This is a genomic window from Rossellomorea sp. DUT-2 (assembly GCF_052665285.1).
In genome coordinates this window covers 178,878-194,729 of the sequence record NZ_JBQPEO010000005.1, presented here as the reverse complement: position 1 = coordinate 194,729, position 15,852 = coordinate 178,878, and the positions used below count along the sequence as shown (strand labels likewise).

General features: G+C 43.7%; 16 protein-coding genes. 1 reads left to right on the top strand and 15 read right to left on the bottom strand.

The window, feature by feature from the left end; translation table 11 throughout:
• Positions 1–105: 105 nt before the first annotated feature.
• From ACOSV2_RS18775 to ACOSV2_RS18705, 15 genes are all read right to left on the bottom strand, one after another.
• Positions 106–660, bottom strand: a complete 555-nt coding sequence (locus ACOSV2_RS18775; protein ID WP_428976438.1) for a manganese efflux pump MntP — start codon at positions 658–660, stop codon at positions 106–108.
• A gap of 148 nt (positions 661–808) precedes the next feature.
• On the bottom strand, positions 809–1,849 hold the full coding sequence (locus ACOSV2_RS18770) for an L-threonylcarbamoyladenylate synthase (RefSeq protein ID WP_428976437.1): 1,041 nt from the start codon (positions 1,847–1,849) through the stop codon (positions 809–811).
• Between the two features lie 352 nt (positions 1,850–2,201).
• Positions 2,202–2,642 (bottom strand): GNAT family N-acetyltransferase, encoded by a 441-nt coding sequence (locus ACOSV2_RS18765; RefSeq protein WP_428976436.1) that lies wholly within the window; start codon positions 2,640–2,642, stop codon positions 2,202–2,204.
• A gap of 151 nt (positions 2,643–2,793) precedes the next feature.
• Positions 2,794–3,669 (bottom strand): stage II sporulation protein R, encoded by an 876-nt coding sequence (gene spoIIR, locus ACOSV2_RS18760; protein ID WP_428976435.1) that lies wholly within the window; start codon positions 3,667–3,669, stop codon positions 2,794–2,796.
• 396 nt (positions 3,670–4,065) lie between these two features.
• Complete coding sequence (gene prmC / locus ACOSV2_RS18755) at positions 4,066–4,938, bottom strand: peptide chain release factor N(5)-glutamine methyltransferase (protein ID WP_428976434.1); 873 nt, start codon at positions 4,936–4,938, stop codon at positions 4,066–4,068.
• On the bottom strand, positions 4,938–6,008 hold the full coding sequence (gene prfA / locus ACOSV2_RS18750) for a peptide chain release factor 1 (protein WP_428976433.1): 1,071 nt from the start codon (positions 6,006–6,008) through the stop codon (positions 4,938–4,940). The genes prmC and prfA overlap by 1 nt, the downstream gene beginning before the upstream one ends.
• A gap of 152 nt (positions 6,009–6,160) precedes the next feature.
• Positions 6,161–6,613 carry a hypothetical protein gene (locus ACOSV2_RS18745; RefSeq protein ID WP_428976432.1) on the bottom strand — a complete coding sequence of 151 codons (453 nt, stop codon included), beginning with the start codon at positions 6,611–6,613 and terminating at the stop codon, positions 6,161–6,163.
• 174 nt (positions 6,614–6,787) lie between these two features.
• Positions 6,788–7,399 carry a thymidine kinase gene (locus ACOSV2_RS18740; RefSeq protein WP_397553700.1) on the bottom strand — a complete coding sequence of 204 codons (612 nt, stop codon included), beginning with the start codon at positions 7,397–7,399 and terminating at the stop codon, positions 6,788–6,790.
• A gap of 312 nt (positions 7,400–7,711) precedes the next feature.
• On the bottom strand, positions 7,712–7,924 hold the full coding sequence (rpmE, locus tag ACOSV2_RS18735; protein WP_034765123.1) for a 50S ribosomal protein L31: 213 nt from the start codon (positions 7,922–7,924) through the stop codon (positions 7,712–7,714).
• 220 nt (positions 7,925–8,144) lie between these two features.
• Positions 8,145–9,407, bottom strand: a complete 1,263-nt coding sequence (rho, locus tag ACOSV2_RS18730) for a transcription termination factor Rho (protein WP_044340561.1) — start codon at positions 9,405–9,407, stop codon at positions 8,145–8,147.
• Positions 9,408–9,938: 531 nt separating this feature from the next.
• Positions 9,939–10,901 carry a class II fructose-bisphosphatase gene (gene glpX / locus ACOSV2_RS18725; RefSeq protein ID WP_034765120.1) on the bottom strand — a complete coding sequence of 321 codons (963 nt, stop codon included), beginning with the start codon at positions 10,899–10,901 and terminating at the stop codon, positions 9,939–9,941.
• A 389-nt stretch (positions 10,902–11,290) separates the two neighbouring features.
• Positions 11,291–12,574: a UDP-N-acetylglucosamine 1-carboxyvinyltransferase gene (locus tag ACOSV2_RS18720; protein ID WP_397553699.1), complete on the bottom strand. Its 1,284-nt coding sequence runs from the start codon at positions 12,572–12,574 to the stop codon at positions 11,291–11,293.
• A 190-nt stretch (positions 12,575–12,764) separates the two neighbouring features.
• Positions 12,765–13,406, bottom strand: coding sequence for a fructose-6-phosphate aldolase (fsa, locus tag ACOSV2_RS18715; protein WP_428976431.1), 642 nt, complete (start codon positions 13,404–13,406; stop codon positions 12,765–12,767).
• 176 nt (positions 13,407–13,582) lie between these two features.
• A complete protein-coding gene (fdaB, locus tag ACOSV2_RS18710) occupies positions 13,583–14,443 on the bottom strand; it encodes a class IIb fructose-bisphosphate aldolase FdaB (RefSeq protein ID WP_428976430.1) in 861 nt (286 codons plus the stop codon).
• A gap of 180 nt (positions 14,444–14,623) precedes the next feature.
• Entirely contained in the window at positions 14,624–14,986 is a 363-nt protein-coding gene (locus ACOSV2_RS18705; RefSeq protein ID WP_148971206.1) for a response regulator, read from the bottom strand.
• A gap of 203 nt (positions 14,987–15,189) precedes the next feature.
• On the opposite strand from ACOSV2_RS18705, the gene ACOSV2_RS18700 reads away from it, so the two are divergent.
• Positions 15,190–15,714: a DUF2529 domain-containing protein gene (locus ACOSV2_RS18700; protein WP_428976429.1), complete on the top strand. Its 525-nt coding sequence runs from the start codon at positions 15,190–15,192 to the stop codon at positions 15,712–15,714.
• The last annotated feature ends 138 nt before the right edge of the window (positions 15,715–15,852 follow it).

Below are 15,852 nucleotides of genomic sequence, written 5' to 3'. Positions count from 1 at the left end.
ATTATAAAATATTTTCCAACCCTCACCTAACTCATTCACTTAGAAATTGAAAAAAGTCCATCCAATGAGGGACGGACCTTGACCTCCAAAACTCATTACCTTCCTTCACAACGGCAGCAGCAGCTTAATCCCAAACGCAAACAGAATACTTCCCCCAAGTGCCTCACTATACGTCCCGAGCACTCCTTGAAATTTTCGGCCTATCAATAAACCAGCCCATGTCAACAGCGTCGCCGCTATTCCAAAACAGAAAAGGGCAACCGCTGTCCTGGCACCGAAAATCCCGAGGGTCAATCCAACGGAAAAGCTGTCCAGGCTTACACTCAAAGCAAAGAGCACTAAACCAAATCCTACCGGGGAAATGAGCGTCGTCTCCTCCTCTTTAAAGCTGGACATGAACATTTGTATGCCTAATATAATCAAAAGGAGCCCACCGGCATACCCTGCAAAGGCACCGAATGTTTCGGATAAAAATTTCCCCGTCATCATTCCGAGCATGGGCATCCAGACATGAAAGATCCCGACGACCAACCCTATATATAAGATTTGCTTTAATCTCAGCTGAAACATACCCATACCGATACCGATCGAAAAGGCATCCATCCCAAGAGCAAATGCCATTAACATCAAGGTAATCAGTTCTCCGATAATCGTTGTCATTTTTGTTTTTTCCCCCTCCGGACATGCCTACAGAACAAATTTATGCACGTCCAAAGGGAAATAGAATGGTAAATCGGTTTGAAGATTGGACCTTATTGACTCACACTAAAAAACCCCTACAGTTCTCTAAAAACCACAGGGGTAACCATTATCCTTTTATCACCCGGTACCCGGCAGCTTTCTGAAGCCGGTTCATTATCGCAAGGCCGACCCCTTCCTCAGGAAACATTTCGGCGAAAATAATATCCACGTCCCTTTTATTAAAAGCTCGCAGCGTATCATAGAGATTTCGAGCGACTGTTGCCAGATCCTCTCTCCGACCCATCGAGAGAATGACGTCTGCCTGGAAGTCATCCATGAATTCTTCCGTCGTTAACACACCCACTTTGAGACCCTCAGCTATTTTTTCATCTACTAATTTCTGAAGATCCGCCCTCGTACCATCAACTAAATACACAGGAGCATCAGGGGCGTAGTGCGTATATTTCATGCCCGGGGATTTCGGAGCTCCCTTTCCTTCTTTTAAAGAAGGGTCCACTTCCACTAAACCGACCACTTCTTCCAGCTGTTCCTTGGTGACTCCTCCGGGACGTAAAATGACAGGCCTTGATCCCGTACAATCCACAACGGTCGACTCGACACCTACACCCGTTTCACCTCCGTCGACCACGCCTGCAATCCGGTCTTTCAGATCATCGATGACATGCTGAGCCGTTGTCGGACTTGGTTTCCCTGAGCGGTTCGCACTTGGTGCCGCAATCGGCAGTCCTGACGCTTCAATGATTGCCAGAGCTACAGGATGATCAGGCATCCGGATCCCCACAGTCGGTAATCCCGCTGTTACTTTTTGAGAAAATACGTTTTCCTTATTATTAAAAATAATCGTTAATGGACCCGGCCAAAAAGCATCGATGAGATTCACTGCATCAGACGGGACCTCTGCTACAAGTCCTTCTAACTGATCTTTATTTGATATGTGGACAATCAGTGGATTATCCGACGGTCTTCCCTTCGCTTCGAATATTTTCTCCACAGCCGTATCTGATTTCGCATTGGCACCCAGACCATAAACCGTCTCTGTCGGGAAGGCCACCACTTCATTCTGTTGAAGCATCTTCGCTGCATCCACAATTTGTGGATAACTTTCATTGTTATCCACATCTCTTTCCACAATCCAATGTTTCATCATTTCCGTCATCCACCTTCTATTATCAACACTCATTTCTGTGTATAGATACAGAATTAACAAGCGTTCTAGAACTTTACTCTTTTGAAAGTATAAAAGAAACCCCACAAATTCTCAAGTATCGTCCACAAAACGAGAATGAAACTCTACAATCTGTGGATAAACCTGTGGATGGTGTGAATAATTCTGAAAAGAGAGATATTTACGTGAGTGACCGGGACTTAACGTATTTTGTCGAATGTTCCACATAAAAAAACTGAATCATTTCTCAATAGAAATGATTCAGTCTACTACCAGACTACTATCGCAAAATAATTTCTTCTAGTTGGAATTTGTCGAAACCCCTCATATCTACCTAAAGGTCAAGCCTCATCGTAATACAGTTATCCACAGTGGATAACTTTTGAGCGTGAACAAATTTCTCCAATTCATCCACAAAAGGCTCTTTTTCCTGTTGAAAACCTAGCAGGTCAAAAAAATTCAGCGACGCTTTTCGATTGGAGATCAAGTAAAGACGAGTAAGTTCTTTTTCTTTCGCCAATTTTAATATTTCTTGGAAAAGAGCAAATAATTCTTCACTTTCAAAAGATGAGGTCACCACGAGGGAGCGAAGAAGCCCAATCCTTTCTTGAACCTCAATACCAAGAGTCCCGATTAACTGGTTGTCTGAGTCTTCTACTACTAAAAAGCAATCAATACTATTTTTAATGCCTTCTGTGCTTAATCCTGCTTTCATTAAGAAGGCTACAACTTCATGGATATCTTCCTGTGTTGCTTGGCGAATCACTTTTAACATCACATTTCATCCTCTCTTTTCTATCATCCCCTAATGTTAATGTATGAGGGGAAAAAGAGAATAGAACAAGTTGTTATGAAAAAATACTAGAACGCTAGATTTCCTTCGAACGTAAAAAAAGCTCCATCTCAGGTGGATGAAGCTCTACGTTCTACTTATTGAATAATCCTTTGAAAAAATCGACTACGAAGAATCGAACCTCTACTTCTTCCTCATCTCCGTCTTCAACAAAGACTGGCTGTTCTTGTTGTTCTTGTGCTTCCGCCGTTTCCATCTCTTCTTTTACAGGAAGTTCTTCATTCTGAGTCTCTTCAACTACTGCTGTTTCTTCCGCAGCTGCCGCTTCCACTGTTTCCATCTCGACCTCTTTATAGGCAATAACATCGATTTCAGATGTTTTTGTTTCTACGGATTTGGCACTTGAATCCACTTCAGAAGTTTCACTAACTACATCTTCTGGATCCACTTCAGTAATCTCATTCCCACTCGCTTCCACTTTCGTTTCAAACCCAGGGCTTCTTACCGCATTTCCAGTCGAGAAATCAAGGAAGCATAGAGGCGGATACAGAACACACCACCAGTTCGCTCCTTCTCCTGCACCCAGAGTGATCAACACCGCTTCGTATTCGCCCGCCGGATACAAATACTGACCGTATAATTTAGTAGGAAACTCCACTTTTCCAAAATCAATTTTCACCGATTGATCCAAGCCTTGCTCAGCGACAACTTCTTCGGCAATCTTCTGCAGCTGTGGCAAGCCTGCTTTAATCACTGATTTCGCTTCATCCTGCGATGTAAGAGTCGCCACCCAATTCGTAATCTCTTTATTCACTTCATCACGGACGAGTCTTTTCACATTTTGGTCCTGATCCAAATCACTATTTGCCAGAATCCGAAGTCGAATCGCTTCTTCCGGGATCACCATCGTCTCCTGAGCCGCCAGTTCCTGCTTCGGTATATATAAACTTAGAATCGTTCCTAATGATAGAATCAAGATATACAATAAAACTGTATGTTTTGTTTTCATTTCCTCTCCCCCTCAGTAAAACAGTCTCGTCAAAAAGGGGAAATCTTAAACTAGTAAAATAACATTTTGTTTGGAAATTCTGCTGAATTTCGATTTTGAAAATATAGTTGTTTTTAAAAAAGCGAGTGCTAGTTGATTTCCGCTCCAGGTGCTCGCTTTCCGCGGGGCTGGCGGTGAGCCTCCTCGGCTGCGCCTCCGGGGTCTCACCTGTCCAGCTTTTCCCGCAGGAGTCGAGCACCTTCCGCTCCAATCAACTTTCTGAGTATCTATCTTTCACAGAGAAAAATAATGAAAACAACTTTTTATATCCAAACTGACAATGCCTGCATTCATACCAAAACTGACTCTTTTACAACAAAAAACACCCCCGATCACACGAATCGAGGGCTCACATCCTTATTTTCTCTCACAAAACACCATTCTATCTTTCCCGTTGATATCATGAACGACTTCCACTTCTGCATCACGAAACGTCTCCCGCAGCAGATTCGCAACCGTCTCGCCCTGCCCGACTCCGACTTCGAAACCGATCAGACATTTTTCCTTCATCACCAACGGCAGTTCCTCCATAAATCTCTTGTACAAATCATAGCCATCTTCCCCGCCAAACAAAGCGAGTTCGGGTTCATGCAGGGCGACTACATCGGATAGCGTTTCACGATCTGTCAGGGGAATATATGGTGGATTCGATAATAGGATATCGAGCTTGGTGCCTTCTTCAATTAAAGGCTGCAATAAGTCTCCTTCAAAAAAGCGTACTTCAGCTCCAAGTCTCTCACTATTTTCATGGGCAACAGCCAGTGCTTCACGAGAAATATCCACAGCTATCGTATCAAGTGGCAAACGATCCGCTTCGAGCTTCAACGTAATCGCAATCGCTCCACTACCCGTTCCAACATCAGCAGCCTGCAATGGAGTATCAGCAACACTAAACAGACCCTTCATTTTCTTCAAGCCATAATAAATCAGTTCTTCCGTTTCAGGCCTAGGAATCAGCACATGCTCATTCACCACAAACTCCCGACCATAAAACTCCTCAGCCCCAATAATATGCTGAATCGGCACTCCTCCAACATGCCGGCGAATCCCATCCTGGAATTCTTCCCACTTCTCCCCCGGGACGGACCTCCGCTGCTCAGCCAACAGTTGGGAACGGGACATCCCTACTACATGCCGCAAATAGATTTCTCCCACATTTTCATCACGGTCATTTTCGACTAAAAAAGAAGAAGCCCATTTTAGGGCTTCAAATATAGTAACAGACGTCATTATTCTTCCAGTCTCTCAAGAAGTTTGGATTGATCCTCGATGATTAACGCATCGATGACTTCATCCATCTTTCCTTCAAGAATTTGGTCAAGCTTTTGAATCGTCAATCCGATTCGGTGATCCGTTACGCGGTTTTGTGGGAAATTGTACGTACGGATCCGTTCGGAACGGTCACCTGTACCAACGGCTGATTTACGGTTTGCATCGTATTCAGCTTGAACTTCACGTTGGAATTTATCGTAAACGCGGGCACGCAATACTTTCATTGCCTTCTCTTTGTTCTTGATCTGTGACTTTTCATCCTGACATGACACGACTACACCTGTCGGAATGTGAGTCAGACGGACAGCAGACATGGTTGTATTAACACTTTGTCCTCCCGGGCCACTGGATGCGAAGGTATCGACACGTATATCTTTGTCGTGAATATCCACTTCGACTTCTTCCGCTTCCGGCAGGCAGGCAACCGTTGCCGTCGACGTATGGATACGTCCGCCGGATTCTGTTTCAGGTACACGTTGCACACGGTGTGCCCCGTTTTCATATTTCATTTTGGAGAATGCGCCATTTCCGTTGATCATAAAGATGATCTCTTTATAACCACCAACGCCAGTCGAGTTTGCTTCCATCACTTCGGTCTTCCAACCTTGTGATTCTGCATAGCGGCTGTACATACGGTATAAGTCACCGGCAAACAAGGCCGCTTCATCTCCACCTGCAGCACCACGTACCTCCATGAATACGTTCTTATCATCGTTCGGGTCTTTCGGAATCAATAATATTTTCAGACGGGCTTCCAATGCTTCGATTTGTTCTTCAAGCTCGGAAACCTCTTCTTTCACCATTTCACGCATATCAGCATCAAGCTTATCATCCAGCATTGCCTTAGCGTCTTTAAACTGCCCAGTAAGTTCTTTATATTCTCGATATGCTTCTACCGTTGCTTGGATGTCTGATTGCTCTTTTGAATAATCTCTTAGCTTCTTTGGGTCATTCACAATTTCTGGATCACTCAATAGTTCATTTAACTTATCATAGCGATCTTCCACTGCTTGTAAACGATCGAACACAGCTATTCACCTCAATTTTAGTCCATAACAGTCTAATTATATTATACGGTGTATGTAAACACAAGGAAGATCGGGAATAAGCAGAGGGCATAAACGGGTGGATTTTATGTAGAAGGCAAGCAGATCAGTATCCAACCCTGCTTGCCCTTTTTTTATCTTTCGGTGATTTTCACATTTATATCGTATTTTGGAATGGCTTTCTCCAGTCTCTCTTTTAACATCGCTTCTTCTTTATCGGTCTCAGCCATACTCATTTCATTTTGGGTATGGGCCGTCACCCACATTTGTTCGCCATTGATCCACACTTCATCTGGTTCAAAGTTGGAATACTCCTTCACAACCTCACGTGCTTTGTCTTCATACACACCAGTTGTCGTCGATGTTGTGCCTGGTGAGTTCGTCAGGTTTGGAAAGTTCGGGTTTTCATTTGTCGTGTTTCGGACAATTTTATCTTGACGATCATTTTGATCATCTTTTCGATTATCAATGAATCGTGTCCCATTTTGATCCTCGTGCCTACCGAATTCGGATTCCTGGTTCACTCCACACGCGGTGATTAAAATGAAGAATATCGTAAAGGATAAAACTAATACTAGTTTTTTCATGCTTTTACACCTCCTGCTTTTAGGATTTCCCACAGGAAAGTGCTTATGCACATAAAAGCGGAGTCAAGTGTAAGGAGAGCCAGAAGAGAAGCTTTGTTCAATTTTCTTTACATCCTGAACTTCAAATAAAAAAAACAAAGCCATAAACCCATGACTTTGTTTTATCATCAATATTTATACTTCCTTCACCATATCAGGTGTAACGCTCATTCCAGTCGGAACTTCATGGTGATGACGGCATCTTGGCTCATAAGCTTCAGACGCGCCAACCAGGATGACGGGGTCATCGTAGCAAGCTGGTTCGCCATTGATTAATCGTTGCGTTCGACTTGCAGGAGAGCCGCATACTGCACAAACGGCTTGAAGTTTTGTCACTTGCTCGGCAATGGACAATAAGTCCGGCATCGGACCGAATGGTTCTCCGCGGAAATCCTGATCAAGTCCTGCAAGGATGACACGGTATCCACTGTTTGCTAATTTTTGGACGACCTCTACAATGCCTTCGTCAAAAAATTGAACCTCATCAATAGCAATGACATCCACCTCTGGATTCAGGTCATCAAGGATCACATGTGAACCCTCGACTGCTTTGGCGATGACAGAGGTACCATTATGAGATACAACCGACTCATCACTATAGCGATTATCTAGTTTTGGCTTATACACTGCAATTTCCTGTTTAGCAAATTGAGTGCGTCTTACCCGGCGGATCAGTTCCTCGGATTTCCCTGAGAACATGCTGCCGCAAATGACTTCTACCCAACCCGTTTGTTTCATGACATACACGAAAGCGCCTCTCCTTCCTTTTGCAATATTCTATAATTAAACAGCCTGACTGTTAGTAAAAACGGACTACTCTTTAGTATAAAGCATTCCTTTATGTACGGGAAAAATGCTCAAGTTTCAGTAATTTGGCAGAAAAAAAGAGGCACAGCTCAATTGGAACTGCCTCTATTTCTTCAACCATTTGCTTTAAAGAGAATAAAAAACAGGCAAGCATGAAGATCCTTGCCTGTTTTTCTAATAGAAGAGAAGTGACAATCTCATTCGTTTATGCTTTACGCACAAAGGAATTCAATATGACCTTCTGACCCTTCATTATTGTTGTTGATTTTTAAGACCGTATTTTTTGTTGAAACGGTCAACACGTCCACCAGCGTCAGCGAATTTCTGACGTCCTGTGTAGAATGGATGGCATTCAGAACATACCTCAACGCGCATTTCTTCCGCTACAGAACCAGTTTCAAATTCGTTACCGCAAGCACAGCTAACTTTGATCGTGTTGTACTTAGGATGAATTCCTGATTTCATTTCTTTCATCTCCTTCCGCCCTGAATCATCTGAGACAGAGTAATTTATTACGAAGATATATGTGATATGAGCATAAGCATGAGAGTTATAGCCAGCCCCTTACCACATCCATTTTTTAAAACACATTGACACTATTATAACAAGGACAAGTGATATTTGCAACCTGTAAAATTGGAAGTTACAGACATCATTCTCCTCTAAAAATCATTCGATTACTAGATTAACGCTTCTTCGACTCTTCTGTCAACACATTGAAAAACTCTTCATTTGTCTTCGATTGCTTCAGCTTGCGCATAAGCTTCTCAGCGAAATCAGGCTGATCGGACATCGCTTTGCGAATCGCCCACAGCTTTTCAAGATGATCCGGTTTGATGAGAAGTTCTTCGCGACGAGTTCCGGAACGACGGATGTCGATGGCCGGGAAGATTCGTCTCTCAGCAAGAGAACGATCAAGATGAAGCTCTAAGTTCCCTGTTCCTTTGAACTCTTCATAAATGACATCGTCCATACGGGACCCCGTATCCACTAGCGCTGTCGCCAGGACCGTCAAGCTTCCGCCTTCTTCAATGTTACGTGCAGCACCAAAGAATCTTTTTGGGCGATGGAACGCAGCCGGATCAATACCACCGGAAAGAGTTCGTCCACTTGGCGGGATGACCAGGTTATAAGCACGGGCCAAACGAGTGATACTATCCATCAGGATAATGACATCACGCTTGTGCTCCACTAAACGCATGGCGCGCTCCAAAACGAGTTCTGCCACTTTGATGTGATTTTCCGGCACTTCATCAAATGTTGAGCTTACGACTTCTGCTTCGACCGAACGTTCGATATCCGTTACTTCCTCTGGACGCTCATCGATCAGAAGAATGATTAATTCCGCTTCAGGATGATTCGTTGTGATCGAGTTCGCGATTTCTTTGATCAGCATCGTCTTACCAGCTTTAGGTGGTGCTACGACTAATCCACGTTGTCCAAAACCGACAGGCGCTATAAGATCCATAATACGCGTGGAGATTTTGTTTGGTGTTGTTTCAAGTTTCATTTGACGGTCAGGATATAAAGGCGTCAAACCTGGGAAATGGACACGTTCTTTCGCAGATTCAGGCTCTTCTCCATTGACCATTTCAACATGAAGCAGTCCGAAATAACGCTCGTTTTCCTTCGGAGGGCGTACTTTTCCCGATACCTTATCCCCGTTACGAAGGTCAAAACGACGGATTTGTGATGCAGAAATATAAATATCCTCAGAGCTTGGAGAATAGTTGATCGGTCGTAAGAAACCGAAACCTTCTGATTGGATGATTTCAAGAACACCTTCCATAAAGAAGAAGCCTTCTTGTTCTGCACGAACTTTAAGGATAGCGAAAATCAATTCTTTTTTTGTTAATTTACTATAATAAGAAACTTTGTATTGTTTGGCTAGCTCGTAAAGCTCTTTAAGCTTCATATTTTCTAAGCTAGAGATTGTTAACTCTTCCATCATGACACCACGCTTTATTAATTTGTCCTACTTTAAAATAAAACTTTGTTGTTATTTTTCACAAGAGAGTAGAGGTTGATTTCCGCTGCAGGATGCTCGCTTTCCGCGGGGCGTGAGTTGAGCCTCCTCGGGCTTCGCCCTGTGGGGTCTCAACTTTCCCGCTATTCCCGCAGGAGTCGAGCACCTTCCGCTACAATCAACTTTGTTATATTCTCTTTCAAAAATAAATAACTATCTTTTAGAAAAGAGCCAAATATGGGTAGATTTTTCTAAAAATGAAGAAATATGTTGAAGCATAAACTAATAGAAAAAATGCTGAAGATAAAACCTTATCTATTGTAACCATACTTTTAATTAAGAATCAATGACTGGGTAAAAAAAGGAAGGTAATTAGGCAGCATTTTTTCACCTATGAAGAAAAAAAGTGAGTGATAAGAGTGGTCATGGGCAGAAATGGTAAGACACTCTGCCCATCCCTCATCTCTTATTAAGAAGAGTTGGTTTCTCTCTCATGTTACTTATATCTATTTATTATCTCATGACCAGGTTTGGTTTTTTCTGAAGACTGTGGCGGCCGTCTATGAAGCGAACGGTACCAGATTTGGCACGCATAACGACAGAATGAGTCAAACCGTATGTCCCTTTAAGCTGAACACCTCTTAACAGTTCGCCGTCCGTGACACCTGTAGCCGCAAAGATCGCATCGTCACCGCATACGAGGTCTTCCATTCGAAGGATCTTGTCCACATCCAGCCCCATGCTGATACAGCGTTGCAGTTCGGCGTCGTTCTGTGGTAAAAGCTTTCCTTGAATTTCTCCACCTAAGCATTTCAACGCAACGGCAGCAAGTACTCCCTCTGGAGCGCCACCGGATCCGAATAAAATATCGACACCCGTATGATCGAATGCCGTGTTCATAGCTCCTGCTACGTCACCATCATTGATCAGTTTGATGCGGGCCCCTGCCTCTCTCAGCTGTTGGATGATATGCTCATGACGAGGACGATTTAAGACCGTTGCCACTACGTCTTCGATATCCTTGTTCTTTGCTTTCGCAACGGCTTTCAGATTATCGATAACAGAAGCGTTGATATCGATTTCCCCGACCGCTTCTGGTCCTACTGCGATTTTATCCATATACATATCCGGTGCGTTCAGTAGGTTTCCGTGGTCTGCCACCGCGAGTACCGCCAGTGCATTCCAGCCTCCGGAAGCAACGATATTCGTTCCTTCCAACGGATCGACGGCCACATCTACACGTGGACCATAGCCTGTCCCTAGTTTCTCACCGATATAAAGCATTGGAGCTTCATCCATTTCACCTTCACCGATAACAACTGTTCCCTTCATCGGTACTGTATCGAATACATCGCGCATGGCAGAAGTTGCAGCATCATCTGCTTCATCCTTCTTACCGCGACCCATCCAACGTGCCGACGCAAGGGCAGCCCCTTCTGTTACTCGAACAAGCTCCATTGATAAACTTCTTTCCATGTATATAGCCTCCCGTAATCCCTTTTGTTTTACAATAATCTTAAATTGTATAACATATTAACAGATTTATTGTAACACATTGAAACGTTTAGAGAGACTTTTTTTCGAAAAAAGTAGGACACAATGGTTCATTTAGGTAGAAAAGAACTGGTCATACTGGAAATATTTAATGAAATCCTTAAAAAGCGAGTAGTGGTTGATTTCCGCTCCAAGTGCTCGCTTTCCGCGGGGCGTGAGTTGAGCCTCCTCGGGCTTTGCCCTGTGGGGTCTCAACTTTCCCGCTATTCCCGCAGGAGTCGAGCACCTTCCGCTCCAATCAACTTAGATATAAATGTTTTACCATAACTTCTAAACAACCATCTTTTTTACAATAGTACAGATTTACGAAACTACGACTTCATCTGCTCCAGTTCTTCGGCTGACATTTTTTCACGCCAGATGGTTGCTCCCAGGCCTTCAAGTTTGGCAACGAGGTCGCTGTAGCCGCGGTCGATGTGCTCGAGACCGGTTACTTCTGTGATTCCCTCTGCCATTAAGCCTGCGATGACAAGAGCCGCTCCTGCTCGCAGGTCACTCGCTTTGACTTTGGCACCTTGTAATTGTACAGGTCCATTGACGATGGCGGAGCGACCTTCTACCTTGATCGTCGCATTCATTCTTCTCAGTTCATCGATATGCTTGAAGCGGGCTGAATAGATGGTGTCCGTTACGACAGCAGAACCTTCTGCCCGGTTCAATAACGTGGTGAACGGCTGCTGCAGATCTGTCGGGAACCCTGGATACACCAATGTTTTCACATCAACGGATTTAAGCTTGTCCGCTCTTCCGATGTAGATCTGGTCGTCATTTGTTTCAACGGGTACACCCATTTCACGCAGCTTGGCGATGACCGATTCCATATGTAATGGGATAACGTTGTCAACAAGCACACCTTTACCGACGGCTGCTGCAAGGATCATGAACGTTCCTGCTTCAATGCGGTCAGGAATGATTGTGTGACGGCAGCCGTGAAGCTCGTCTACACCATCAATGCGGATCACATCGGTTCCCGCTCCTTTGATCTTCGCGCCCATATTACTTAGTAATGTAGCTACGTCGATGATCTCAGGTTCTTTTGCCGCATTTTCAATGATCGTTCTGCCTTTTGCGCGTACAGCGGCAAGCATGATGTTTATGGTTGCTCCTACACTGACTACATCAAGATAGATGCGGGCACCCCTTAATTCCTCGGCACGCAAATAAATCGCACCTTGTTCATTCGTCACTTCTGCTCCAAGAGCCTCAAAGCCTTTAATGTGTTGATCGATTGGACGTGGACCAAGGTGACATCCACCCGGTAATCCGATGACCGCTTTTTTGAATCGCCCAAGCATCGCTCCCATTAAATAATAAGAAGCACGAAGCTTTTTCACCTTCCCGCTAGGTAAAGGCATGGACACCATTTGACTTGGATCTACATTCATATCCCCATCTTCCAAATTGACTGAACCGCCGATCTCTTCTAAAAGATCTTTCAGTGTCTGCACATCAGAGATGTCTGGTAACCCTTCAATTGTGACTGGTGAATCAGCAAGAATGGTTGCCGGGATCAAGGCTACCGCACTATTTTTGGCCCCACTGACTTTAATGGTGCCTTCAAGGGGATAACCTCCTGCAATTTTTAACTTTTCCATATTAAACTCCCTTCCACTGTTCATTGATGAGGAAGCCCCAATGGCTGTCAGACTCCGCACACCAAAAACAAAAAGGATTATTTTTCCAATAGAAGACGTTCTAAGAGGTATTGTCTACTAGTGTATACATAATTCGTCAAAACATGTATAGGATAAAAGAATTTTTTTTGCTAGACCAATTGACTTAAAATTAGCGGTTGTTCCAATCATTCAGGAATGCGTCGATTCCTTTATCCGTAAGAGGGTGATGGAATAATTGCTTCAACACTTTCAAAGGAACGGTCGCAATATGCGCCCCTCTTAAAGCAGCTTCTGTAATATGTTGTGGATGGCGGGTCGATGCCGCAATGATTTCTGTTTCCAGGCCGTGAATCGCAAAGATTTCAGCGATCTTGGATACAAGCTCGAGACCGTCATGACCGATATCATCTAATCTTCCTAAAAAAGGCGAAACATACGTCGCTCCAGCACGAGCCGCTAAAAGCGCCTGGTTCGCACTGAAAATCAGCGTGACATTTGTCTTAATTCCTTCTTTAGCAAAAGTAGATGTCGCTTTCAATCCGTCCGGCGTCATCGGAAGCTTAACCGTAATGTTGGGCGCGATCTTCGCAAGCTCCCTACCCTCTTTGATCATTCCTTCAGCGTCTGTCGCGATGACTTCAGCGCTTACAGAACCAGGGACTAATTCCGTGATTTCTTTTAAACGATCTTCAAATGTCACGTTTTTTTCTTTCGCTACAAGCGACGGATTCGTTGTCACTCCTGAAAGAATACCCCATTCAAATGCTTCTTGAATTTCATTCATGTTTGCTGTGTCTATGAAAAATTTCATTAACTATACCCCATTTTCGACAAAATTTTCAATCATCTTTTAATGAACGGAAGGGACTGACCCAAAAAGGTATCAAACCTCTCCTGGTGCCAGTCCCATCCTACCGCTTCATTCTATTTCTACCACATTCGGAAAGCCTGTAATCTACACGCAAGGACTTTCCAAACATTACCTATCTATTTAGCTTGGTTAGAAGAACCAAATTCGCGCATTTTGCCTGCAACTGTCGTTTTGATCGCTTCACGGGCAGGACCCATGTATTTACGTGGATCATATACTTCTGTGTCAGCTGCAAGTACTTCACGTACTGCTTTAGCAGAAGCAATTTGGTTTTCAGTATTTACGTTGATTTTGGCTGTTCCGAAAGAAATCGCTTTTTGGATGTCTTTTGTCGGAATTCCAGTACCACCGTGAAGTACTAGAGGTACTCCAGCCGCTGCACCGATTTCTTCCATTTCTTTGAATCCAAGATTCGGTTCACCTTTGTAAGGACCGTGAACAGAACCTAGTGCAGGTGCCAGTGTATCGATACCAGTACGCTCTACTAATTCTTGACACTCTTTAGGATCTGCATAGATAACGCCATCTGCTATTACGTCATCCTCTTGTCCACCAACAGTTCCAAGCTCAGCTTCAACAGAAACACCTTTAGAGTGAGCATATTCAACCACTTTAGAAGTGATTTCAATGTTTTCCTCGAAAGGACCGTGAGAAGCGTCGATCATGACAGAAGTGAAACCTGCATCGATCGCTTCTTTACACTTCTCAAAGCTTGAACCGTGGTCTAAGTGAATCGCAACAGGTACTGTGATGTTCAGGTCTTCCATAAGACCTTCGACCATTTTCACAACTGTTTTGAAGCCACTCATGTAACGGGCTGCCCCTTCAGAAACACCAAGGATGACAGGTGATTTTTCTTCTTCAGCAGCTTGTAGGATCGCTTGAGTGAACTCAAGGTTATTCAGGTTGAATTGACCTACCGCATAGCTGTTTTCTTTTGCTTGAATTAGCATGTCTTTCATAGAAACTAAAGGCATAGTAATTTCCTCCTTTTATTCAGTCAGTGAACCATTCTAGTAGAAATGGCGGTGTTATTTATAGCACCATGTGACATTGTTTACAATTTCACTTGTATCATACCAAAACAGAATTGATTTTACCAACTGCAGAGGCGAATTGTTAAAAATACTACTATTTTCACTATTCAAATAATACGATCAAGCTGGAATATATTGTTTCACAGCCTGCCTGATGTCGTCGATATCAAACGGTTTCGCAAAGTGAGTAAGCGCTCCCAGATCCTTTGCTTCCTGAATCATGTCCAGCTCCCCGTACGCCGTCATAATAATGACGCGGATATCTGCATCCTTCTGCTTCATTCTCTTCAAAATTTCGATTCCATCCATCCCTGGAATCTTCATATCCAGCAAAACCAAATCAGGGGAGTGCTGATCTACAATTTCAAGAGCCTGGATTCCGTTCGCTGCCTGAAATGTTTGGTAGCCTTCCTTTTGTAACACTTCATTTAATAGAATCCTAATACCAAATTGATCGTCTACAATAAGAATTTTCTCGTTCATCCATCCCAATCCCCTTCATATTAAAGTAAATTATGTATTCTACACTAAATAACCGGCTAATAATTGTATATTTATTACTAATTCTCTTTTTACTGTAAAGAATCCTGCTTCTAATCAAGATTTTACTTAAGACCTTTTCCCCCTTTATAATAAGCGTTACGATGACAAATGTCGAAGCTGAATATATAAGGAGAGTTTATTCTATGATAAAAATGTTCACGACACAGTTAACAGGACTGTTCAAACGCATTTATGATAAGCAGGAATTCGAAATCGAAGACGGTGCCCGCCTGCTGGCCCAAGCCGCCATCGGACAAGGAAATATTTACATTAAGGGCTTCGGGGAGATGGAAGCAGTTACAGTCGAGGCTTTGTTTGGTGCTGAACCTCTTCCTTCTGCTAAAAGATACGAAGATTCCACCGAGCTGACGGAAGCTGATCGTGTATTAGTCGTCAGCCGTTTTTCTACTGATGAGGAAGCCGTGGCGTTAGGGAAAAGACTGGCTGATGAAGGTGTGCCATTCGTGGCTGTCTCTGGATTGGTAGAGGGTGAAGAGAATCTGGTGGACTTAGCCGATGTTCACTTAGATACGAAAGTGATCAAGGGCATGCTTCCAGGCGATGAAATCGGAGAGCGTGTGAGCTTTCCTTCCAGTATGGCGGCGCTTTATCTTTATTTCGCCATCGGGTTTGTGATCCGTGAGATGTTGGAGGAGTATGAGGAGTAGTAGATGGGCCCGTTCCTGCTTGGGGACGGGTTTTTTGATGGATATATACTGAGAGACGAGCTCCGCGAAATTTGTCGTTCATTGTAGAACGGTCGATATCTTGAAAATAAGGTTGATATAATGAAAGAACGGTTGCTA